Raw genomic sequence first — 21730 nt, 5'->3', positions numbered from 1 at the left:
ATGCAAATCGAAAAGGCAACCATATATGGCTTTGGGACATGGGTGGATAAGACCATTGAATTTCCTGAATTAGGTCCTGTCGTAGTATACGGAGAAAATGAATCAGGGAAGTCAACATTACAAGCATTCATCTTATTTATGCTATTCGGCCTCTCACCGAAACAGCGAAACTTCTATAAACCGAGGACTAGCGGAAAAATGGGAGGGAGGCTGACGGTGATCGATCCGGATGCAGGCAGGATCACGATTGAAAGATTAGATACAATGCGCAATGGTGCAGCACTTTGTTATGCGGAACACGGAGCTGAATATGATGAAGCCTGGTTAAAAAGTAGACTGAAGGGGATGACAGAGCAAACATATCGATCCATTTATTCCTTCTCAGCAAGCGATCTAGCAAATCTTCCAAAAATGAAAGAAGAAGACTTGGGGGAAGTTCTATTAGGAATTGGGTTGACGGGATCTACTGCTATCCACTCACTTGAGACTAGCCTTGAAAGCCAGATTAACAGACTGTATAAGCCTTCTGGGAAAAAGCCACTCATTAACGACCAGCTAAGCAAGCTTGATGCCCGCTCCAATCAATTACAATCCGCAAAAGCATACGAGGCAACCTATAGGGAGAAAAAGGAGAAGATCCAAACACTTTACGATACGATAGAAGAGACGCAACAAAGACTGCAAAAGAAAAAAGCTATGTTGTCCTTAAATGAACGAAAGCTCCAAGCTCTTCCAGATTTAAAAAACTATGAGTCGGTAGTAAAACAGTTAGAACAGTTCCCTAAAAAAGTTCCTTTCCCCGAAAATGGAATGGAACGAATGCAACAGGTGAAGGATAAGCTGTTGCCAATAAAAAGTGAACACGCTTTGTTACAGGAAAATCAAAAAAAGTATGGTGAGACGCTTTCTTCTCTGAATGAAAACTTTAAAGAGGTAGATGGGGAGAAGCTTCAATATGCTTACAAACTAAGAAAACAGGCAGAAGAATACCTTGCAGAAAAAAAAGAGATTATCAATATTCAAAAGCAAAAAGAACAGATTGAAGACCAAGTGGAACAAGAATTGGATCAGTTACATATTGATTTGAATAAGGAAATGCTACATGAAATAAACCTTCCTTTTCATACAGAAAAAACTTGGAGTCAATTGAAAACAGAGCAGGATACGTTAGCTATTGAACAGTCGAAGCATGTGGAAGAAAGCCATCAGCTGAAAAAAGATCGAACACGTCTTTTGTCCCAAGCTGAGAGTCTTGAAGAGAACCTCCTTTCTGAGGAAGGTGTGACAGAGCTAAAAAGTAAAATTTATGAATTAAATTCTAACAGCACAGAAACGTTTTCTGATATCGAATTAAGGTCAGATCAGAATACTTGGGAAAAGTGGAAGCAAAAGAAGAAGAAAACCTATCAGGCTGTGTTTTTTTACAGCTTAGGACTAGCCATACTCCTAGGTGTTATTGGTACAATTGTAGAAACTTACACATACTACATGTTTGCAGGTGTTTCTCTCATTGTTGGGGTGCTACAGTGGTGGTTAGGGAAGCAGGCGCTAACTGAGGTCGAGGCGTTTACAAATGCTAAGGAAAATACTTCAGTAACAATGGTAGAAAAAAGAGAGGCTGAACAGCAACTGCTAAAGCACGAGAACGTTTCTACAGAAATTGCTACATTAGAGGCTCAATTAAAGTCTCTTGATCATACCTTTGCTGGATGGCAAGAAAGAGGGGAACAACTAAAAGACAGACAAACTCTCCTGGATAAAAAAATAGAAAACGAAAGGCAGCACTATTCTTTTCTATTAGAAATTAATGTAATCTATTGGCCTGATGTCTACCATCACCTAAAACATCTCATTCGACTATCTAGGGAGGAAGATCGTCTTACAAAAACCTTAAACCAACTAGAGAGTAAACAGCAAAGATTTTCTCAAGAGCTAAATGTGTTTTTAAGTTCAGTCATAAAGGGAACAGTAGATAAAACGCAGGAAAACCTGTTAACATTACTCGAGGAGTGGATACAAGGTTACGAAAAGAATGATAGCCAACTGCTGCATTATCAGCAACTTTACAAAGAAACAACGGAGCAGCTTCACCATGCAGAGAAAAAGCTTTCCATATATGAGGCCGCGCATATGGAACTATTGCAATATGCAGAGGTGGATGGAGAGAATGCGTTTTATAAGCGTGCAAATCTTCTAGCTGAAAAAAAACGATTGCAAGAGACTTCAGCTAGATTAGAGGAACTACTTCAACCATTCTTACATGAAGAAAACGCACAACATAGTCTTGTTACCTCAGAAGAAACAGAAATGGTAGAACATATTAATAGAGAAAAACAGCGAATTACTATGCTAGAAAATGATTTGGAAAATCAACGTCAGTTAGTAGCTGATGTGAAAGCAGAGATCTCACAATTAGAAGCTTCTGGGGAGTATTCAGAATCCCTACATGTCTTTTCCATGGAGAAAGAAGAACTACATCAATCAGTTCGAAAGTGGGCAGTCATTAAAACAGCGAAAGAGATGCTTGTAGAAACAAAGCGACGATATAGGGATAAATATTTAACCAGAGTAATGGAAAAAACGAGTGAATATTTCCAATTGTTAACAGGTGAAAAATATCAAAACGTATATGCTCCCGTGGAGGGGAAAGTTTTTCAGGTTGAAACAACTGACCATGTTCGTTTTACAGTTAACGAACTATCACAAGGGACAAAGGACCAACTATATATTTCCCTTAGACTTGCGATTAGTGAGATTATGAGTGAAAAGCATCGCTTACCTTTTATTTTAGATGACGCGTTTGTGCACTTTGATTCAACACGAACAGAGCGAATGTTTCAACTTATTAAAGCTCTGTCAAACAAGCAGCAAATTTTACTTTTTACGTGTAATGAAGATTTTATAAAATATTTTGAATTAGAAAATATTATTCAACTGAAAAATTCTGTTCGCATAAACTGACAAATAATGATAAACTATTTGCAGATTAATAATTGCAAGTGGAGGGACATCCATTGCCTGAGAAGAATATAACAACTGATTGGGATAAATATGACGAAACGATTGAGAAATTTATTCAGGTGATTGCCAAAAATATGAACCTTTATGGCATCACATCTTCCGTAGGCCGCTTATACGGTGTGCTTTACTTTGCTGATCAACCAATGACCTTGGATGACATGCGCGATGCGCTTGAAATGAGTAAGACAAGCATGTCTACAGGGGTTCGGGCTCTCTCAGACATGAAAATGGTTGAGTCTACGTTTAAGAAAGGTATTCGAAAGGATTTATATAAATCAGAAGAAGATTGGTATAAATCGTTCACTTCCCTTTTCGGTAACCGTTGGAGACAGCACACGGAAACAAATATAGAAGAGGCAGATGAAGCAATTGCTGAACTAGAAGAAATCATTCAAAGCACAGAAGATGCCGAGTTGAAAGAGAAGATTCAAGATGATATTGAACGGTTACGTTATGCGCAGAATTATTATGAATGGCTGATGCAGTTTATTCAGGTCATTGAATCTGGGAAAATATTTGATTATATTCCTAAAAATAATAAGTAACAGCTGGAGATTGACATAATGAAGGCTTTTTGGCCTATTTTAAGTCAGTCTTCTTTTTTTAATGAAAGATATATAAAAGAATGTGCGGCTGTCTAGGTTCGGGAAGAAACTAGTTCAGTTCACCAAGCGCTTTTCTTATAATACGGGGGGAAGAGAATGAATAAAGGTATAGGTTATGCAAGTGTTGGGGAAGCGATCGACAGTTTTATGCTTATTAAGGAAGCTTCAAAGGGATTGACTAGTGGAGGGAAGCCGTTCCTTACACTGATCCTAAGAGACGCCACAGGAGAGATTGAAGCAAAGTTATGGGACGCTACAAAGGAAGATGAAGCATTATTTATCCCGGAAAAAATTATTAAGGTATCAGGTGAAGTAAATCAGTTCCGTGGGAAACCGCAATTAAAAATTCTCGCGGTGAGGCCGGCGCAGCCGACAGATGACGTACATGTATCAGACTTTGTTGAAAAAGCACCGGTGAGTAAAGATATACTTATGGATAAATTGACCGAGGCCATCTTTGAGATGAAGAATCCTACGTTACAACGAATTACGAGAGCATTTATTAAAAAGTCTCAGGAAAATTTACTTTTATATCCAGCTGCAACAAAGAATCATCATGAATATGTGTCTGGCCTGGCCCATCATATTGTCAGCATGTTGGGGATAGCAAGACAAATACATCAATTATATCCAGAAGTAAATAAAGATTTGCTGTATGCAGGCATTATTCTACATGATCTAGGGAAGTTAAGAGAATTGTCAGGAATGGTTACTACATCTTACACCATTGAAGGGAAATTGCTCGGGCATATACCAATCATGGTAGAAGAAATTGGTTTAATGGCAAGAGAATTACAAATTGAGGGAGAAGAAGAGATCCTCATCTTACAACATTTAATTTTGTCCCATCATGGTAAAGCAGAGTGGGGTAGTCCCAAGCCACCTTTAGTACGAGAAGCAGAGATTTTACACTTAATTGATCTAATGGATGCGAAGATGAATATGCTAAATCGAGCGTTAGACAAAGTAAAACCAGGTGAATTTACTGATCGGTTGTTTGCCATGGATAATCGAGCATTCTACAAGCCCTCATTTGAAGAATAAAGATATCGGTCATTATTTAAACTTCTAGAACATATATATCTGATAGAGAATATGGACAAGGAGGCCGAATAATGATACTAGGAGTACCTTGGTGGGTTTTTATGCTGGTTATTCTAATTTTTTTGAGTGGATATATGGCAATGCGCGCAATGCTGGCAGAGAGAAAGCTGGAACAACAATTTATTGAAAAAGAGGGAAAGGTATATATGGACCGTTTAGAAGCGGAAAGAGTGAATAAACAACAGCAAAAAGAGCATATATCAGATTAAATAGAATTAAAAGAGGATGCCCATTCGTATGAGCATCCTCTTTTTGAAAATTCTTTTTAATGTTGGATTTAGCCTTGAGCTTCCTCTTGTTCAGGCTCTTCAAAGATATCTTCCAAACCATCAACTTTAATATCTACTTTAGCATCCTTAATCAAACCATTGATTTTTTCTTGTGCTGCGGTTGGATCCATTTTTTGCGTTACAAGTTCACGACGAAGATCATCTTTCACATCTTCAAATTCACCGATGCTTTCTTCTTTTTCGCGCTTGTCATTTACGCGGATAATATGGAATCCGTGCTGTGATGCAACTGGATCACTGATTTCTCCTTTTTCAAGGCTGTATGCAGCATCTTCAAATTCAGCAACCATCTCGCCTGCAGAGAAATACCCGAGATCTCCGCCTTCTTCAGCTGATGCTTCATCAGTAGAATATTCTTTTGCTAAATCAGCAAAGTCTTCGCCATTGTCTAGCTTTTCCTTTACTTCATTTGCTGTTTCCTCATCAGCGACAAGGATGTGTGATGCATCAATTTCTGTATTTTTACGATCATACAATTCTTGAAGCTCTTCATCAGTTATTTTAATATCTTCTGATACAGCAGCTTCTTGTAACAAGCTAATTTCAATAACGTCGCGGAAAGCATCTTCACTTCCGAATTGTTGTTTAACCGCGTTTTCGTATTGATCGCCTAACTCTTCTTTCATTTTTTCAATTTCGCTGTCTACCTGTTCTTCTGTAACATCATACTTGTCCTGCAAAACTTCAACAGTAACCAACTCACGAAGTACATCTTCGCCATAAGTGTCTTTAAGCTTTTGATAGAAATCTTCTTTTGTAATATCCCCGGCAGCGGTTTCTACGACTACTTCTGAATCTGCTTCGTCAGAGTTACAAGCAGACAGAGTCAGAATACCTGCTGTCAGTGTTGCAGCTATTGCTAATTTTTTCAATTATGAACACTCCTAATCTTTTTCTTGCGTTTTGTTTTTACTATTGATTAATATAACATATTTTATGTAAAAAAAATATAGTTCTATTGTTAGGTTAAGCCATGACATTCAACACTCGAAGGTAGGAGCATACGAGTAGGATAAGAACCATAATGTTAATCGTTCGAAATACCTTTCTTTGTTTTAATATTTCCATTTCCATCTTTTTGCAGAATCTATCTGTAAGAGAATTAAATATAAATAAGACAAAAGCTGCGAAAAGTAAATACATGATAAGCATAATCGACCTCCTCGTTCCCAGTTAACAATGTAAAAGTGCACACTTCCTTCTAATTATCCTATTCCTAACTTTAACAAAAGATTATCAATCTGAACAGACCAATCCTCTTAGCTGTTAAAGAAATCGGTATATAACTCCATGTTTCTATTAGTAAAGAAGTGTTCTTGTCAGGGTTATGATTGGAATTGTATCATTTTAATATAATAAAGAACCTTTTGCCAAGAAAAGAATCTACAAAAAAAGATCTGGGATTTCCAGATCTTAAAGGTGCTTTTCCTTTATCAGTATGTCAAAGCCGTCTTTCCGACTATCGATGAAACAACTCTTAGGGGCTTTACCAATATGATTTACATAAAGAAAATCAAGATATGACATGCCGATATGCACAGATGTAAACATTAGGATATAAACGGAATAATCAATGAACAAATAGCTCGCAATAATTCCCGGGATGCTAATTAAGATAGTTGGTGCAATTGCTACTATGAGTGAGACTTTTTTTGTCAGATGGAATTTCGTATAATAGTTAAAAACAGGTAATCTTTTATTTTTTAATTTAAATATTATTTTTAATCGCTTATTTAGTATAATCAATGGTAGGATATGCATTAGTGAATGCAATGCAGGTAATAACAATAATGCCAATATGAAAGGCAAAAACCCTGCTTCGTCAACTTTATTTGTACCTTGAGCAATTGTAATAGGCACATAAAGAAAAATGAAGGATAACAAACCGATCAAAAATGACAAAAGGTATATTCGATTATTCCCAAGTTCTTTCGTAAGGTTAATGGATTTCCAGCAATTCATTTTTGATCCCTCCAGTATCTTCTTGATGAGACTTTTAATCCTTCATGAATAATAGTACGATTGGAGAGAAAAATCAATAGTTTTTTGTGCATTTTTATAAAAGATTTACAGCGGAGCTTTAACGGTGTTGGAAAAGGGGGTTCAAGAGGTTGGGAAGAACGGAATATAACGACAATGCTGCCTTTCATCTGCAACTGCTTTCTAAAGTGATTGATCTTAATAATTTTCCTATGATAAAGATGGTGTTAGAGAACAATGTGACAGACACAGAGTATAACGAATTACTCCAATTATTGAGCAGGTTAAATGAAAAGTATGAAGTACAACAAGAGGAAGGCCTTCTTGACTACAGTTCACTTCTTATTGAATTTGCTGGAATGCTGAGTGAAAAGCTTGATCCCGACGCAACAATTTATGCATTAATAAAAGAAGGGTATTACCCCTCCTTAATGGCAGCATTTATAAAAATTATTGAAAAAGACAAACGTAAATATAAACGAGGGAGAAATTATTAATCCTTCGTTTATATTTTTTTATTTCTATTATTTAGTTTTAATCTTGTTTCATTTGCCTGAACAGAAGCTCGACCTGTGTATGGAAGAAAATGATGTCCTGTAGCTTATGACTTATCTGCTGGAGTTCCGGTGTCTCTCCTTTGCTTAATTCTCTTTCAACCGAATTATTGGTTTCCTCTAGTGCATCCTTTTGATGAATCGTAGCATCAATCCATTTATTTATATAGGAATTCATGAACGATTTGAACAATTGAGTGTTTGCTTGATATAAGTCTTTACGTACTCCCTTTTTCCAGACTCTTGTAACGAGGTTTAAGTCGGATAACGTTCTCACATTAGTGCTCATAGATGTTTTGCTTTTTCCAAGCGCCTCACTCATTTCATCTAATGTAAGTGGTTCTTCATATAAATATAGATAGGCAAATAGTCTCGCCTCTAATGGAGTAAGATCAAACATTTCGAGTGTTTTAGAGAATTCCATCATAATTTCACTTGTTACATTTTCATTTTGAGGTTCTTTCATAAAATCCTCCTAAGTCATGATATATAAAGGGTACACTAAAAAAAGTTTATTTAAAAACAGCACATCTACTAGCATTTTTAAGTAAATGGAAGTTATTTAAAGGTAATGCATCGTTAAATTCATACAGTTTAAACTGTACGTAAAAAATGTACAAAACTAATGAAATTTAAAGTTTGTATTGTAATAAAAAAACCTATATAGTATTTAGAGTAGACCAACGCGGTACGGCTTCATGGAAATCAACAGATTGGGTTTCTGGCTGGTTTCTAATGCTTGTACACGGACAAACAATAGTTATAAAGTAGTGGTCCAATAATAATAGTTAGATTAAAGGTGAGGTGAATAATTTGCCAGTAATTGAAGCAAAACAGTTATCAAAAGTATTTGGTAAGAATCCAAAACAAGCATTAAAACTGTTAGATAAAGGTGCTTCCAAAGAGCAAATATTAAAAGAAACCGGAAATACAGTAGGGGTTAACCGCGCTTCCTTTTCAGTAGAAGCTGGTGAGATATTCGTCATTATGGGGTTATCTGGTAGTGGTAAGTCTACCTTGGTTCGTTTAGTTAATCGTTTAATTGAACCAACAGAGGGAAGCCTTTATATCGACGGTGAGAATCTTGCTGGGATGGATAAAAAATCCTTACGTAGAGTACGTCGTGAAAAACTGAGTATGGTATTCCAGAAATTTGCCCTTTTCCCATTTCGTACAATTCTGGAAAATGCGGAATACGGCTTAGAAATTCAAGACGTTCCAAAAGAAGAAAGACAGAAAAAAGCGACAGAGGCATTGGAAATGGTTGGACTTGGTGGCTATATACACCAAAAGCCAAATCAATTATCCGGTGGTATGCAGCAACGTGTTGGGTTAGCCCGCGCTTTAGCTAACGATCCAGAAGTCCTACTTATGGATGAAGCATTCTCTGCGCTAGATCCACTTATTCGTAAAGAAATGCAGGATGAGTTGCTTGATCTGCAAACTACAATGAAGAAAACTATCCTATTTATTACACATGATCTGGATGAAGCTCTCCGTCTAGGCGATCGTATTGCCTTGATGAAAGATGGCTCTATCGTACAAATAGGTACGCCAGAAGAAATTTTAGTTAATCCTGCTAATGACTATGTTGAAAAATTTGTTGAGGATGTTGATCGTTCTAAAGTATTAACGGCGCATAACATTATGAAACGTCCTGAAACAGTTAACATTGATAAGCATGGTCCTAGGGTTGCATTGGAGCGTATGCGTGAAGAAGGATTATCAAGCATGTTCGTAACGGACAGTAAACGTAATCTAAAGGGTTATATTACTGCTGATGACGCTTCAGAAGCTCGTAAAAAAGAAGTGGGTAATCTACAGGAAATCTTGAAAAATAATATTCCAAAAGTAGATAGAGATACCTCACTAAAAGAAATCTTTGATATCATTCATGATTCTCCAATTCCAGTCGCAGTGGTAGAGGAAGGTAAACTTGTAGGAATCATTGTGCGCGGCGCAGTTATAGCTGCTCTTGCTGGGGAAGGCGAGGTGAACATAGACGATGTTAAATAATATGCTAGATTTCATTCCAGAAATTCCGGTTGCGGATTGGACAGAAACTTTTACTGATATTTTAACAGATACTTTTTCATTCTTGTTTGAGCCAATTAAAGAACATTTTGGGAACTTTATGGATTTTGTTTCAGAGTCACTTACAGCAGTACCACCAGTTATCATTATTCTTTTAGTTGCAATTCTTGCTTTCTTTATTTCAGGCAAAAAGATTGGGCTTGCGGCATTCTCCATTGTTGGTCTGTGGTTCATTTATAACCAGGGCTTATGGGAACACCTAATGAGTACATTTACACTTGTATTAATTTCAAGTCTATTATCTATCATAATTGGAGTTCCAATTGGGATACTCATGTCAAAAAGTAAAACAGCAGAATCAATTATTACACCGATTTTGGATTTCATGCAGACAATGCCTGCGTTTGTATATTTAATACCAGCGGTTGCCTTCTTTGGAATAGGGATGGTACCAGGGATCTTCGCATCACTAATTTTCGCAACGCCACCAACAGTCAGATTTACTAATCTAGGTATCCGTCAGGTGTCAAGTGAGTTAGTGGAAGCTTCTGAGGCATTTGGTAGCACTGGCTCCCAAAAACTATTTAAAGTGGAACTTCCAATGGCAAAAGCTACAATTATGGCTGGTATTAACCAGACTGTGATGCTAGCACTATCCATGGTTGTTATTGCATCCATGATCGGTGCACCAGGATTAGGAAGGGAAGTGCTTTCTGCACTACAACGTTCGAACGTTGGTAACGGCTTTGTTGCTGGTGTTGGGATCGTTATCCTTGCAATTATCATTGACCGTGTTACACAGAATTTAAACAAAAAGAAATAAAGTGAAACTTCAATCAGTGGAGGTTTCTTTCCCTACTGATTGTTAGTTGAACGAATCGGGGTGTTAGCGTCCGTTTACTCCTACTTGAACATCACTGTTTCACTTCATGTTTTGAAGTGGGGTTTTTACGGACGGTTGCTCCGGGATAAACAACTAAGCTGTTGGTATCTTTTCTTAAGAAAAGTCCATATATATTTCATTACTAAAAAAGGGGAGATTTTGAGTTATGGTTAAATTTAACTGGAAACGTTTAGGCCTTGTAACAGGTCTTTCATTATCATTGGTTGCTGCTGGTTGCGGTTCAGATGATGAATCATCAGATGGTGGATCAGAAGAAGGCTCTGTAGGTGAAGGAAAAGAAGTAGAACTAGCATACGTAGAATGGGATTCTGAGGTAGCTTCCACGAATGTTATCGGGAAGGTATTGGAGGACCAAGGCTATGATGTAACATTAACACCACTTGATAATGCCGTAATGTGGGAAGCTGTTGCAAACGGCGAAGCTGACGGTATGGTAGCAGCATGGTTACCTGCAACGCATAAAGGGCAGTTTGAAGAATATGGTGACCAGGTTGTTGAACTTGGTACAAACCTTGAAGGCGCAAAAATCGGGTTAGTTGTTCCAGAATACATGGATGTAAATTCTATTGCTGACCTTGATGAAGAAGCTGATAAAACAATTACTGGTATTGAACCAGGTGCTGGAGTTGTAGCATCAGCTGAACAAGCACTTGAGGATTATGACAATCTAGAGGGCTGGGAAGTACAAACGTCTTCTAGTGGTGCAATGGCTACCGAGCTAGGAAATGCTATTGAAAATGAAGAAGATGTTATTGTAACTGGATGGACGCCACACTGGAAATTCCAAGCGTATGATTTGAAATATCTTGAAGATCCAGAAGGTTCATTTGGTGAGGCAGAGACCATTGACACAATGGTACGTGAAGGCTTAGAAGAAGATCTTCCAAATGCTTACAAGATTCTTGACCAGTTCAACTGGACTACAGATGATATGGAGTCTGTAATGCTTGATATCTATGACGGCGCTTCTCCTGAAGAAGCTGCTGCTACATGGGTAGAAGACAACCAAGACAAAGTAGATGAATGGTTGAATGGTGTAGAATAATCCTAGCGATTAGGGAACAAAAAGGCTGGTACATCATGTGCCAGCCTTTTTGTTTTAAGTATTAATTACCATAGTATTTAGCAATACAACACTGAAGGGATGGCTTTAATTTTATGTTGAAAAATCCGAAAAAACAATTAACATTGATAATGGGTATGTTACTCGTTTTGTTTCTAGCTGCATGTGGTTCAGGAAACGACAGTGAGGAAAGCGGAGAAGAAAGTTCCGAAGGCTCAGTGAACATTGGAGAGAAAGTAGATTATACGATTACTGGTATTGAACCAGGTGCTGGAATCTCAGTTACTACAGAAAAAGCTATTGAAGAATATGAGAACTTAGATGGCTGGCAGGTTGAGCAATCTTCAACAGCAGCAATGGTTACAGAGTTGGAGAAAGCGATAAACAATGAAGAACCAATTGTTGTGACAGGATGGAATCCGCATTGGATGTTCACAAAATTTGATAACCTAAAATATCTTGAAGATCCACAAGGGGTTTATGGAGAAGTGGAGCAAATCAAATCGCTCGCGCGAAAAGGCTTAGAAGAGGACAAACCTAATGCCTATAAACTGATCGATCAGTTTAATTGGACAGTTGAAGATATGGAGGGTATCATGTACGAATCCTCGGACTCTGGAGAAGATATAGCGACGGTTGCTAAGCAATGGGTTGAGGACAATCCGGATAAGGTAGCAGAATGGACAGAAGACGTTGAAGACGTTGATGGAGTTTCCGTAGAGCTTGTTTCCACGCCGTGGGATTCCGAACGCGCATCAGCAAATGTAGTAGCAGAAGCATTAAAACAAAAGGGCTTTGAGGTAACGATCACTCCTGTAGACGTGGCCGTTATGTTCGAGGCAGTAGCAAACGGAGATGGAGACGCGACAATGGCAGCTTGGATGCCACAGACTCACGCTGATTTCTATAAGGATTTTAAGGATGACTTTGTAGATCTTGGCGCAAACCTTGATGGGGCTAAAATCGGACTTGTCGTTCCAGAATATATGGAAGATATTAATTCTATTGAAGATCTAGAAGCTAAATAGTCTCACTTTAATTGCTGGGGCATATCTCATTTAACTTCAATAAGAACAAAAAAACGCGCTTGGTTTATAAATATTCACCAAGCGTGTTTTTTTGTGCTATATAAGCAACACTTTTTTTACCCCGGTGCAACCGTCCGTAAGACTCCCACTTCAAAACATGAAGTGAAACAATGATGTTTAAGTGGGAGTAGACGGACGCTAACACCCCGATTCGTTCAACTAACAATCAGTGGGGGAAGAACGAAATCCCCACTGATTGAAGTTTCACTTTATGGATTTTTAGTTTTCATTTTTTCTTCAAGGTCTTTCAGGCTCAATTCAATTTGTTCCAGATATTGATGAATATTTTCCTGGTGAGGCTCTACCGTATCTTTCCATTCCTCAACAGATTTCTTCATTTCTTGTGTTAATTCTTTGACTAAAGCTGCACCTTCTTTTGATGTCTCAGTCAATTGTTTTCTCAATTTTAAGCCGTCTTGTTTTAAATTCGCGATCATGTCTTTCAATTCCGTACCTTGGTTTTTCACACGGCTACGGACATCGCTACCAGAAGAAGGGGTGGTAAGTAGGGTTGTAGCAGCACTTATCGTACCACCAACCATTAATCCTAATAATAATGATTTTACATTTGCCATTTAAATACGCTCCTTTCCCAACACTTACATATAGTTTTCCTCTTTTTACTGTTACATCAAACATTTTACTTATGTATTTCTAAAAAATCCTCTGACAAACGAAGCTGCCAGAGGATTTTCTTACAATGATGTTATAGGCTGTGACCTCTTCAAAATCCCCTCAACGACTGGATAAATCACAATCATAATCAATGTGTTCACAGCGGCAGCAGGGAGTACAACCGTAAGCATTCCTGCTATAAATCCACCTTCCATTGCGCCAAGGAAGAATAGTACAACGCTAAGGAAAATTGCGCCACTAATCATTGTCCCGATCGCGGTCAAAACAGGGGCACTTATTTTATTATTAACCTTGTTCTTAACAAATAGAAATAAAATCAAAAATAGCATTGCTGTAATTGGCTTATCAATCAAGTTGGCGATCTGCCCACCAGGCGCCTGTGTTGTTAATGCGGAAATAGCACCTGTCGCAAGTGCAAGTAGCACCACATACTTTGGTTGTGGAAATAAAATAATTCCTAGAAACATCATGGATAACAGCATATCCGGCTTTACTCCGAAAAACACTCCCGGTATAACAGTATGAAGCACTGTCCCGATTCCCACCAATAGTGACAAAATAACTAAAACCTTTGTATTCATTTTACCTCTCCTCTTCTCTGCTTTCTCAGCTACATGTACTATCATGTTACATTCCTCAACTGTACACTCATTGTCAGCTGCAGAAATGTACTATAATTATACCAAATACATGGGCAAATAAAAAGTACTACTTTTCAACTCACTTGGAAATGATTCATGTTACATTGCATTTCCAATCTCATTGGCTATTTTCGTTAAATCTTCTGATGTATACTCTTCTGAATGCACAGTCCAATTGGATTTATAGCCATCCCCGTCCCCATATCTAGGAAGTATATGAATGTGCAAATGGAAGACAGACTGATCTGCGGGTTTTTCATTGTTATTCAAAAGGTTCATTCCAATGGGATTATAGGCCTTCTTAATTGCGTTGGAAATTAATGGAACACGGGCGAATAGTTCACTCGCTACTTCCGGCGAAGTTTCGTAAATATTTTTTGTATGTTGTTTTGGTATGACAAGGGTGTGGCCTTTGGTAACCTGGCTAATATCCAGAAAAGCATAAACATGCTCATCCTCATACACCTTGGCAGAAGGAATATCTCCGTTAATTATTTTACAGAAAATACAATCGTCATGAGTCATTGCTATTTCACCCCTTCGTTTAATTATCTTTTATTGTATAGAGGATGCGGGCTTATTGCAAAGAAACAGGCATCACTCACAAAGAGCGATGCCTGCGCTAAGAAGGGCGAAGGGGTGTAACGAAAATGCGGGGACTTCGTAAACGGTACAGTTTATGCATGAGCATGAACGATTGGTTACGTAAACCTTTTTGTCAATATCTCAGTATTTCTCTGAGATAAGCTGGCAAAAGTGTTTATTACATTTGGTTACCTTTCGCAAACACCTCATTTGCTAAATTCACAAATTTTAGATTAGATTTCGATCACGAACACCTCGTTCAGTGTGAAACTTCTTTCGCTACTCGATCACTAACACCTCATTTGTGGTTTAAGTGAAATGATTGGATTGGAAACCTCCGCCCTTCTAATACTAGTTTGCAACCAGATTAAAAAAATATGCAGGACATGCACGTTTTTTGTCAAAATTCAAGGTACAGTTTACTTTGGCATTCATTCCAGGTAGTGATAAAATAAAGAAGATGAAGAGGAGGAACCGTTGTGGAATCATTGTTACATATCGAGAATTTACATGGGGGATACACCCATAAAAATGTTTTGCATGGTATCTCATTTGATGTTTATCCAAAGGAGATTGTTGGATTAATCGGCCTTAATGGTGCTGGGAAAAGTACGACTATTAAACATATCATAGGGTTAATGCAGGCTAAAAAAGGGTCTGTCTCGGTTCACGGAAAAACATTCCAAGAGAATCCAGCGTCTTATCGAAACCAACTTGCCTACATACCGGAAATGCCCATATTGTATGATGAGCTTACGTTACACGAGCACTTGAAATTAACGGCGATGGCTTATGATATTTCTGAAGAATTGTTTGAAAAGCGACTGCCACCATTGCTAAAGGAATTTAGGATGGAGAAAAGGCTAAATTGGTTTCCGGTTCACTTTTCTAAGGGAATGAGGCAAAAAGTGATGATCATGTGCGCCTTTCTCATTGAACCGCCACTCTATATTGTGGACGAGCCTTTCGTCGGGCTGGATCCACTTGGTATTCAATCCTATCTTCAGTTAATGGATGAAATGAAGGAGAATGGGTCTGGGGTATTAATGTCAACCCATATTCTTGCTACAGCTGAGCGTTATTGTGATCGTTTTGTTATTTTGCATGAAGGAGAAATCCGAGCAATGGGAACATTGGAAGAGCTACGTAATAGTTTCAATATGCCTCATGCAACATTAGATGATTTGTATGTACAGCTTACGAAAGAAGAAGATAGCCATGTTTGATTCTCATGATTTTTATAAAAAGCGACTTTCTGTTCACATCAAAGAAACAAGTCGTTACTTGAAATACATTTTCAATGGTCATATTGCTGTGGCAATGTTGTTTTTTATTTCGGCACTTGCTTATTACTACCAACAGTGGCTTGTAAGTTTGCCCGATGACTTCCCCACAGCAGGTATTATGGGGGTGGCCCTTGGACTGCTTGTAAGTTATAGTCCTGTTCGTACATTACTTAAGGAGCCTGACCTTGTTTTCTTAATTACCGCGGAAACTAAAATGCATGCATATTTTCGAAATGCGCTCATTTACAGTTTTGTTATCCAATTATATCTCGTTCTCTTAGTAGCAGCAGCGTTTGGACCACTTTATTTTGCATCTTTTCCTGACAGGAGTGGACAAATATATCTTTTGAGCATTGCAATTGTGCTAGTGTTCAAAGTAGGAAATTTAATTGCTAATTGGTGGATGTTGAAGGTTCGCGAGCCAGGTACAAGAAGGCTTGATCTAGCGGTGAGAACTGTACTAAACGTAGTCGTGTTTTATTTTATTATTAGTGGTAATATGCTGATGGCAGGGATCACATCTGTAATGTTTGCATTTCTTTTTCTGTATGTTTTGAATGTATCTCGAAAGCAGGCAGGCATTGTTTGGGACCTCCTTGTTGAAAAGGATCAGAACCGAATGCAGACCTTCTATCGAATCGCAAATATGTTTGCAGATGTTCCTCAGTTGAAAAATAGAGTAAAAAAACGACAATGGCTTGTTTCTCTCGTAAGCAATCTTTCGGTGGATAAAAAGAATACGTTTGATTATCTATACCGAATTACCTTTATCCGTAGTGGAGATTACCTCGGTATGTATATACGCTTAATTGTTATTGGGGGATTATTCATCTATTATATTCCGAACATATGGATGAAAATGATTTTTGCAATACTATTTCTGTATTTAAGCTGTTTTCAAATGATGACGATTTATCAGCATCATCGAACGAATATATGGCTCGATATTTACCCGGTTGAGACGAAGCCAAAACAGCAAGCTGTTATGAAATTATTGTATCAGCTATCTATTGGACAAGCTGTGATTTTTTCCCTAGTCTTTTTATTTACCCAAGCTTATATTGGATTTGGCATTACATTGCTTGGCGGAATACTTTTTAACTTCCTATTTATCAATAGCTATGTAAAAGCCAAGCTCGTGTAAATAAAAGCGGAGCACCATTTAAAATGTCAAAAATCCCGACCACCGTTTTTGCTGGTGACGGGATTTTTTTATTAAGGGCGTTCCTGGTACGCCATATAGGCTGTAATTAAGGTTTTCGCTGCGATTGGTAAGGCGCGTTCGTCGATATCAAATTTAGGATGGTGATGAGGATACGGATTTCCTTCTAGGTTTGCTCCTGTAAAGAAATAAGCACCAGGTTTGTGTAAGGTGTAATAAGCAAAATCTTCTCCACCCATTACAGGTACAACTGTTTCACGAGTATGAATATCGTGTATTGCCTTGCTTGATTCCAGAACAAGTTTTGCTTCTTCTGCATGATTGATTAACGGAGGATAGCCCTTTGTATAGTCAAATGTATAGTCCGCATCATTAGAAATACAGACACCTTTAATAATTTTCTCCATTTCCGCTATAAGGTTTTCCTGTATTGCTGGATTTAGATAACGGACAGTTCCAGTCAACGTTGCTTTATCTGCAATTACATTAAAGGCTTTCCCTGCTTCGAATATTCCTACTGTTACAACAGCTGTGTCTAGCGGATCAAGCCTACGGGAAACGATCTGTTGAAGCTGGGTAATAAGCTGAGCTGCAATCACGATGGAATCCTTTGTTTCATGTGGGTAGGCGCCATGACCACCTAATCCTTGAATTGTAATAGTGAATCGATCGGCACCTGCCATAAAAACATCCTCAGATGTCTGTAAAACACCAAGAGGGGTTGTAGCCCATAAGTGTGTCCCAAATACTGCATCCACATGATCGAGGGCGCCAGATTCCACAATCGGCTTTGCTCCACCGGGTGCATACTCTTCTGCATGCTGATGTAAAAATTCAATTGTACCTGGAAGTTCATCTTGAAATTGTTGCATTGCTTTAGCTAAAGCGAGCAAAGAAGCTGTGTGTCCATCATGACCACATGCATGCATGACACCGTCCACTTTGGATTTATAAGGAACATCTTTTTCGTCTTGTATCGGTAATGCATCAAAATCTGCTCGTAATGCAATGGTTTTACCTGGTTTCCCACCTTTTAATGTAGCAATTACTCCATTGCCGCCCACGCCTGACTTGTAAGGAATACCAATGTTTTCGTAGTAATCTGCTATATACTTGGCTGTTTTCGTTTCCTTAAAAGATAATTCTGGATGTTGGTGTAAGTATCGTCTGGTTTTTACCATCTCATCATACAATTTGTCTATGGCTGCATGGATGTCTTGTAGCATTTAAATCCCCCTCGATGAATTTAATTTCTAACTATTATAACATTTCAGAGCAAAAGTGGGGACGTAAATCCTAAGTCAGGCTTGTTAAGTAAGAATTGATAGAAATCCAAACTAAAACAATTTTGGGGAGAGAAGGTTAAAACCCCCATCGGCCAAATTAATACGGCCAATGGGGGCAAGTGATCATCTATACGATTTAAAACTACTTTCGTAGCTGTTTACTGGGATAAACGCGGATCTTCTAATAAACGTTCAATTTCTTCTTTGTGATGTGTCTCATCAGAAATAAGATCTTCTAATTTTACAACAAGCTCCGTGAAACCAAGATTTTCTGCTTGTTTTTTTCGTTCCTCGTAACGCTCGATTGTGTCAGTTTCAGATTGAAGAGCTGCTTTTAACAGTTCCTTCACTTCAGTAGGTTGTGGAATCTCAGCTGCCTTGGTTGTTGGGGTGCCCCCAAGTGATTTAATTTTCTCTGATAAATAAAGGGCATGGCCAAGTTCATCATTAATCTCCGCTTCAAAAAATGGTTTTAATGCAGAACGATAAAGTCCTGTAACTACAGAAGCGCTGTACGTATATTGAATGGCAGCACCATATTCATTAGCTAAGTCCACGTTTAATCCATCAATTAATTGTTGTAATTCTTTTTCCATTTTAATCCCGCCTTTTATATTTTTTATCTGTTTATATCTTTCCCTCCTCAGTGTTTTTGAAACTACATTTAAGGTATCATAAAGAGAGGAGGGATAAATGAATGCGATCGAAGAAGAATTATCTATTACTTGTATTACTTGTTGCAGTAGTAGTGATGATAGGTTTGTGGATAACGAAAATTTTAAATGGAACATTGCCATATATGGACCAGTGGACAAGAGATCCTGTAGAAGGTCTTGCAGTAGATTCCCAATTCTATACTGTTTTCCGTTGGATAACGGAATTAGGATCATCTCATTTCGTAATCCCTCTTGTTGTCATAATGGCAGTTATTCTTTATTGGAAGTACCGAACGATTTTACCTGTTTTGGTATTCGCTGGTGGCACTTGGGGCGCTCACGTAATTAATGTGTGGATTAAACATGTAGTGCAACGTGAAAGACCCAGCATTCTTGTTGCGGCAAATGCTGAAGGATACAGTTTTCCATCCGGACATGCGATGATATCGATGGTTTGTTATGGCTTACTCGCTTATTTTATCGTCCAGCTTGTAAAGAAGCCAAAAGCGAAAAAGTTAATTCAAGGCGGACTTGCCTTTTTAATCCTCTTAATAGGGATAAGTAGGTATGTCATCAATGTACATTATCTAACAGATGTCATGGCAGGTTTCATACTTGGGTATCTCTGGGTGCTCGTTATGATTTTCCTTTACGAAAAACTTAGACATAGACAAAAAAAGATTCAGTCTTAAGACGGAGTTAAAAGCAATCCGCAGACTGTCCCCCTCACTCAATTGTTTTTGTATGATAAGTAAGAGATGAATTGAGGGAGGTAGTTTTAATGGATGTATCAGTCCGTACGCAGGAAGCCTTACACGTACCATTAATGAAAAATCGTAACTTTATTTTATTGTTTTTAAGCGCATTTCTATCTTCACCTGGTTATTATGTCTATTTAATTGGGGCGGAATGGTTAATGCTCTCGCTTAGTGAAAACCGTTTTTATTTCGGAATGCTCTTTCTAGCAGCTTCTATCCCTAGGTTGTTGTTGCTATCTTTTGGGGGGGTAGTTGCTGATCGAGTTAACAAGCGACTCATTTTGTTTATATCAGATTTATCACGGGCTGTTTTAATTCTCATCCTGATCCTTATTTTAATAACGGACTCTGTCACGGCATGGCATCTTATCACGCTTGCTGCGTTATTCGGTATATCGGATGCATTCAGCTACCCTGTTATAAACTCCTTGACCCCGATGGTTTTGGAAAAGAATCAGCTACAAAGGGGAAATTCTTTAATTCAAATGACTGCGCAAATCAGTCCGATAGCTGGGCCGGCTTTAGGTGGAACTCTAATCGCTGTTCTTGGTTTTACAGGCGTATTTACTGTAGCCATGTGCATGTTATTTATTGCTTCTATTATCGTATTGTTTATCCGTTTGAAAAAAGAAGATACAGAGGAAAGAACAATCCAAACACCTTGGGCTGATTTAAAGGAAGGGCTCGTATACGCAAAAAAGAATCAACTGATCGTTTCTATCGTTTCCGTATCATTCTTTCTTAATTTTTTCTTTACAGGGCCGTTTACCATTGGAATACCGATTATCGTGAAGGACATTTTTCATGGAAGTGCTGTCAGTCTGGCAACCGTTCAAATGTCGATGGGTATAGGAGCATTAATGGGAGCTGTATTTTTGGCGGTTGTCTCATTTAAAAAACCAGGTATAGCAGTAATTCGCGGATTAATCGGACTTGGTATTATTTACACTTTTATTGGTACGTCTACAATATTAGGGATGACAGCAGCGTTGGTCTTTGTCATGGCGTTTGCCATGCAGATTGTAAACATACCTATTATGACAATGCTTCAGCAGACAACAGAGAAGCGCATGCTTGGCAGAATAATGAGCTTGCTGATGACAGTATCATCAGGATTGGTCCCTGTTTCCTATGCAGTGACGTCTTTATTAATTGCAGTAGGTGTCCAAATACAAGTCATTATAATTGTAAGCGGGTTAGTCATAACAGGAATTGCGCTAAACACGATTAGGAATAAACGCTTGAAGGAATTTGTAGTAGAGTCGTAAGAACAGTATTTTTAAACAAAAAATTAGGAAGGAGGGAATCGTATATGAAAAGTTTTATACGTTATTTTCTAGCAGTATTGTTAATTGCTTTAGGCATCATGCTAGTTCTCTCTAACATTGGATTAATTGCATTTGATTTTAACGCAGCCTGGCTCTATATATATCCTACCTTCTTTGTGGTGATTGGTTGCAAATGGCTATTGGATTATTGGAAAAGAAGGGGAGGGAGCTGGATCTTTGGATCATTGTTCCTTGTGGCCGGTTCCTTGCTGCTTCTTGATAGATTTGAATATATCTCGTTTACATTGGGAGATATATTTAAATTGTGGCCACTTCTTATTATTTATGTCGGTTTTCTCTTAATTGGGAGAAAGAAATACTTTGTAACATATAATAGTAAAGACGAAGAATTCTATACAGATAAATCCCAGAAATCCCATAATTCTTCTTTCTTCTCTGTCGGCAGTTATGAGTACACGTCTCCTAACTGGAAACTTGAACCTATGAACTTGAATAACATGGCAGGTGACTTCTACTTTGACTTTTCAAAGGCTTTCATTCCTGAAAAAAGAACACCCGTCTCCATTAGCTCGCTGGCAGGTGATGTGACTATTTTAATACCGGAGGATGTGCCATTTAAAGTACATGCTTCTGTTAAAGCAGGGGATATTGAGGTGGTTGGAAAAAATGTGGATGGTATAAATCGATCTCTCGACTATGAAACAGAGGATTACGAACACGCCGTACAGAAAATTGATTTTCATATTCGTTTAAAGGCCGGTTCAATTAGAATCGACTATGTATAAGGG

22 protein-coding genes are annotated in these 21730 nt (G+C 38.1%); 14 read left to right on the top strand and 8 right to left on the bottom strand.

The window, feature by feature from the left end; translation table 11 throughout:
* The 4 genes from AC6CHS_RS13745 (at window position 1) to AC6CHS_RS13730 (ending at window position 4939) form a co-directional block, all read left to right on the top strand.
* Window positions 1-2961, top strand: coding sequence for an ATP-binding protein (locus AC6CHS_RS13745; RefSeq protein WP_498236918.1), 2961 nt, complete (start codon window positions 1-3; stop codon window positions 2959-2961).
* Between the two features lie 53 nt (window positions 2962-3014).
* Complete coding sequence (locus AC6CHS_RS13740; protein ID WP_498236916.1) at window positions 3015-3566, top strand: GbsR/MarR family transcriptional regulator; 552 nt, start codon at window positions 3015-3017, stop codon at window positions 3564-3566.
* A 156-nt stretch (window positions 3567-3722) separates the two neighbouring features.
* A complete protein-coding gene (yhaM, locus tag AC6CHS_RS13735; RefSeq protein WP_498236915.1) occupies window positions 3723-4670 on the top strand; it encodes a 3'-5' exoribonuclease YhaM in 948 nt (315 codons plus the stop codon).
* Window positions 4671-4741: 71 nt separating this feature from the next.
* Window positions 4742-4939 (top strand): sporulation YhaL family protein, encoded by a 198-nt coding sequence (locus AC6CHS_RS13730; protein WP_498236913.1) that lies wholly within the window; start codon window positions 4742-4744, stop codon window positions 4937-4939.
* Between the two features lie 68 nt (window positions 4940-5007).
* Here AC6CHS_RS13730 and AC6CHS_RS13725 read toward each other — a convergent pair whose 3' ends face one another.
* Entirely contained in the window at window positions 5008-5892 is an 885-nt protein-coding gene (locus tag AC6CHS_RS13725) for a peptidylprolyl isomerase (protein WP_498236911.1), read from the bottom strand.
* Window positions 5893-6433: 541 nt separating this feature from the next.
* Complete coding sequence (locus AC6CHS_RS13720) at window positions 6434-6982, bottom strand: DUF3267 domain-containing protein (RefSeq protein ID WP_036574072.1); 549 nt, start codon at window positions 6980-6982, stop codon at window positions 6434-6436.
* A gap of 149 nt (window positions 6983-7131) precedes the next feature.
* Here AC6CHS_RS13720 and AC6CHS_RS13715 point away from each other — a divergent pair, with 149 nt between their 5' ends.
* Window positions 7132-7497, top strand: a complete 366-nt coding sequence (locus AC6CHS_RS13715; RefSeq protein ID WP_498236909.1) for a DUF1878 family protein — start codon at window positions 7132-7134, stop codon at window positions 7495-7497.
* Window positions 7498-7534: 37 nt separating this feature from the next.
* Here the strand turns inward: AC6CHS_RS13715 and AC6CHS_RS13710 are convergent, their stop codons facing one another.
* On the bottom strand, window positions 7535-8020 hold the full coding sequence (locus AC6CHS_RS13710; protein WP_498236907.1) for a GbsR/MarR family transcriptional regulator: 486 nt from the start codon (window positions 8018-8020) through the stop codon (window positions 7535-7537).
* 347 nt (window positions 8021-8367) lie between these two features.
* Between AC6CHS_RS13710 and AC6CHS_RS13705 the strand changes: the two genes are divergently transcribed.
* The 4 genes from AC6CHS_RS13705 (at window position 8368) to AC6CHS_RS13690 (ending at window position 12583) form a co-directional block, all read left to right on the top strand.
* Complete coding sequence (locus tag AC6CHS_RS13705; RefSeq protein ID WP_106896256.1) at window positions 8368-9570, top strand: quaternary amine ABC transporter ATP-binding protein; 1203 nt, start codon at window positions 8368-8370, stop codon at window positions 9568-9570.
* On the top strand, window positions 9560-10411 hold the full coding sequence (locus tag AC6CHS_RS13700) for an ABC transporter permease (protein ID WP_058951206.1): 852 nt from the start codon (window positions 9560-9562) through the stop codon (window positions 10409-10411). Before AC6CHS_RS13705 ends, AC6CHS_RS13700 begins: the two co-directional genes overlap by 11 nt.
* A 226-nt stretch (window positions 10412-10637) precedes the next feature.
* Window positions 10638-11537, top strand: coding sequence for a glycine betaine ABC transporter substrate-binding protein (locus AC6CHS_RS13695; RefSeq protein ID WP_498236905.1), 900 nt, complete (start codon window positions 10638-10640; stop codon window positions 11535-11537).
* Between the two features lie 113 nt (window positions 11538-11650).
* Window positions 11651-12583 (top strand): glycine betaine ABC transporter substrate-binding protein, encoded by a 933-nt coding sequence (locus AC6CHS_RS13690; RefSeq protein WP_498236903.1) that lies wholly within the window; start codon window positions 11651-11653, stop codon window positions 12581-12583.
* A 269-nt stretch (window positions 12584-12852) separates the two neighbouring features.
* Here the strand turns inward: AC6CHS_RS13690 and AC6CHS_RS13685 are convergent, their stop codons facing one another.
* The 3 genes from AC6CHS_RS13685 to AC6CHS_RS13675 all read right to left on the bottom strand — a co-directional run bounded on the left by AC6CHS_RS13685 (window position 12853) and on the right by AC6CHS_RS13675 (window position 14451).
* Window positions 12853-13218 carry a YtxH domain-containing protein gene (locus tag AC6CHS_RS13685; protein ID WP_498236901.1) on the bottom strand — a complete coding sequence of 122 codons (366 nt, stop codon included), beginning with the start codon at window positions 13216-13218 and terminating at the stop codon, window positions 12853-12855.
* A gap of 120 nt (window positions 13219-13338) precedes the next feature.
* Entirely contained in the window at window positions 13339-13860 is a 522-nt protein-coding gene (locus tag AC6CHS_RS13680) for a tryptophan transporter (protein ID WP_036574051.1), read from the bottom strand.
* 159 nt (window positions 13861-14019) lie between these two features.
* Complete coding sequence (locus AC6CHS_RS13675) at window positions 14020-14451, bottom strand: HIT family protein (protein ID WP_498237346.1); 432 nt, start codon at window positions 14449-14451, stop codon at window positions 14020-14022.
* Between the two features lie 533 nt (window positions 14452-14984).
* Between AC6CHS_RS13675 and AC6CHS_RS13670 the strand changes: the two genes are divergently transcribed.
* The gene (locus AC6CHS_RS13670; RefSeq protein WP_498236900.1) at window positions 14985-15731 is read left to right on the top strand and encodes an ABC transporter ATP-binding protein; all 747 of its coding nucleotides are present in this window, start codon (window positions 14985-14987) and stop codon (window positions 15729-15731) included.
* Window positions 15724-16935, top strand: a complete 1212-nt coding sequence (locus AC6CHS_RS13665) for an ABC transporter permease (RefSeq protein WP_498237345.1) — start codon at window positions 15724-15726, stop codon at window positions 16933-16935. The genes AC6CHS_RS13670 and AC6CHS_RS13665 overlap by 8 nt, the downstream gene beginning before the upstream one ends.
* A 71-nt stretch (window positions 16936-17006) precedes the next feature.
* Here AC6CHS_RS13665 and AC6CHS_RS13660 read toward each other — a convergent pair whose 3' ends face one another.
* Window positions 17007-18179: a M20 metallopeptidase family protein gene (locus AC6CHS_RS13660; protein ID WP_498236898.1), complete on the bottom strand. Its 1173-nt coding sequence runs from the start codon at window positions 18177-18179 to the stop codon at window positions 17007-17009.
* A gap of 218 nt (window positions 18180-18397) precedes the next feature.
* Window positions 18398-18835 carry a ferritin-like domain-containing protein gene (locus AC6CHS_RS13655; protein ID WP_498236896.1) on the bottom strand — a complete coding sequence of 146 codons (438 nt, stop codon included), beginning with the start codon at window positions 18833-18835 and terminating at the stop codon, window positions 18398-18400.
* A gap of 101 nt (window positions 18836-18936) precedes the next feature.
* Between AC6CHS_RS13655 and AC6CHS_RS13650 the strand changes: the two genes are divergently transcribed.
* From AC6CHS_RS13650 to liaF, 3 genes are all read left to right on the top strand, one after another.
* Entirely contained in the window at window positions 18937-19587 is a 651-nt protein-coding gene (locus tag AC6CHS_RS13650; RefSeq protein ID WP_498236894.1) for a phosphatase PAP2 family protein, read from the top strand.
* Window positions 19588-19676: 89 nt separating this feature from the next.
* Complete coding sequence (locus tag AC6CHS_RS13645) at window positions 19677-20921, top strand: MFS transporter (RefSeq protein ID WP_498236892.1); 1245 nt, start codon at window positions 19677-19679, stop codon at window positions 20919-20921.
* A 44-nt stretch (window positions 20922-20965) separates the two neighbouring features.
* A complete protein-coding gene (gene liaF, locus AC6CHS_RS13640) occupies window positions 20966-21727 on the top strand; it encodes a cell wall-active antibiotics response protein LiaF (protein ID WP_498236890.1) in 762 nt (253 codons plus the stop codon).
* The last annotated feature ends 3 nt before the right edge of the window (window positions 21728-21730 follow it).

The organism is Oceanobacillus sp. GQ8, assembly GCF_059758495.1.
This window is presented reverse-complemented; position numbering and strand designations above follow the sequence as displayed.

Coding starts and splice junctions, on each gene's coding strand:
- AC6CHS_RS13745 (WP_498236918.1), top strand. CDS start 1: ATGCAAATCGAAAAGGCAACCATATATGGCTTTGGGACATGGGTGGAT.
- yhaM (WP_498236915.1), top strand. CDS start 3,723: ATGAATAAAGGTATAGGTTATGCAAGTGTTGGGGAAGCGATCGACAGT.
- AC6CHS_RS13730 (WP_498236913.1), top strand. CDS start 4,742: ATGATACTAGGAGTACCTTGGTGGGTTTTTATGCTGGTTATTCTAATT.
- AC6CHS_RS13720 (WP_036574072.1), bottom strand. CDS start 6,982: ATGAATTGCTGGAAATCCATTAACCTTACGAAAGAACTTGGGAATAAT.
- AC6CHS_RS13710 (WP_498236907.1), bottom strand. CDS start 8,020: ATGAAAGAACCTCAAAATGAAAATGTAACAAGTGAAATTATGATGGAA.
- AC6CHS_RS13700 (WP_058951206.1), top strand. CDS start 9,560: ATGTTAAATAATATGCTAGATTTCATTCCAGAAATTCCGGTTGCGGAT.
- AC6CHS_RS13695 (WP_498236905.1), top strand. CDS start 10,638: ATGGTTAAATTTAACTGGAAACGTTTAGGCCTTGTAACAGGTCTTTCA.
- AC6CHS_RS13690 (WP_498236903.1), top strand. CDS start 11,651: ATGTTGAAAAATCCGAAAAAACAATTAACATTGATAATGGGTATGTTA.
- AC6CHS_RS13685 (WP_498236901.1), bottom strand. CDS start 13,218: ATGGCAAATGTAAAATCATTATTATTAGGATTAATGGTTGGTGGTACG.
- AC6CHS_RS13680 (WP_036574051.1), bottom strand. CDS start 13,860: ATGAATACAAAGGTTTTAGTTATTTTGTCACTATTGGTGGGAATCGGG.
- AC6CHS_RS13665 (WP_498237345.1), top strand. CDS start 15,724: ATGTTTGATTCTCATGATTTTTATAAAAAGCGACTTTCTGTTCACATC.
- AC6CHS_RS13660 (WP_498236898.1), bottom strand. CDS start 18,179: ATGCTACAAGACATCCATGCAGCCATAGACAAATTGTATGATGAGATG.
- AC6CHS_RS13655 (WP_498236896.1), bottom strand. CDS start 18,835: ATGGAAAAAGAATTACAACAATTAATTGATGGATTAAACGTGGACTTA.
- AC6CHS_RS13650 (WP_498236894.1), top strand. CDS start 18,937: ATGCGATCGAAGAAGAATTATCTATTACTTGTATTACTTGTTGCAGTA.
- AC6CHS_RS13645 (WP_498236892.1), top strand. CDS start 19,677: ATGGATGTATCAGTCCGTACGCAGGAAGCCTTACACGTACCATTAATG.
- liaF (WP_498236890.1), top strand. CDS start 20,966: ATGAAAAGTTTTATACGTTATTTTCTAGCAGTATTGTTAATTGCTTTA.